Below are 411 nucleotides of genomic sequence, written 5' to 3'. Positions count from 1 at the left end.
GATTTAGGCGGCTACAGAGCTACCGTGCGTCGCTGATGCGTCACGAGCCTACCCCATCCCGCTTCGACGGCGCCATGTGCGTCCGGCGCGAGATGCGCGTATCGCTGCGTCGTCTGGAAGTTCTCATGCCCCAAGAGCTTTTGGACGTCGTACAGCGGCACGCCCGCCTGGACGAGCCAGGACGCGCACGTATGGCGGCAGTCATGAGGCGTGTAGGCGGGAACAGGATCAATAGGATCGCTGGTCGGACCCAGTTTCGCGTTCTCCTGTTTGATCAGATCGTTCGCGCTGTCGATGGCTGCGTACCATCGCACTCGCCAGTTCGCGCCGGAGAGGGGACGCGCCCCTCGTACGGTTACGAAAATGTAACTGTCTGAGTCGCGGCCGATGAGCAGCTTCGCCATGTCATCC

The 411-nt window shown here is 62.0% G+C and carries 1 protein-coding gene; it reads right to left on the bottom strand.

The genetic code is table 11. The features are described from left to right. Window positions 1-11 precede the first annotated feature (11 nt). The coding region (locus DEF28_RS28200) for a tyrosine-type recombinase/integrase (RefSeq protein ID WP_233515566.1) at window positions 12-411 on the bottom strand (400 nt) is incomplete at its 5' end.

The organism is Marinitenerispora sediminis, assembly GCF_003336425.1.
Classification (GTDB): Bacteria; Actinomycetota; Actinomycetes; order Streptosporangiales; family Streptosporangiaceae; genus Marinitenerispora; species Marinitenerispora sediminis.
Note: the sequence above shows the minus strand (reverse complement) of the source record. Positions and strands in the feature narration are given on the sequence as shown.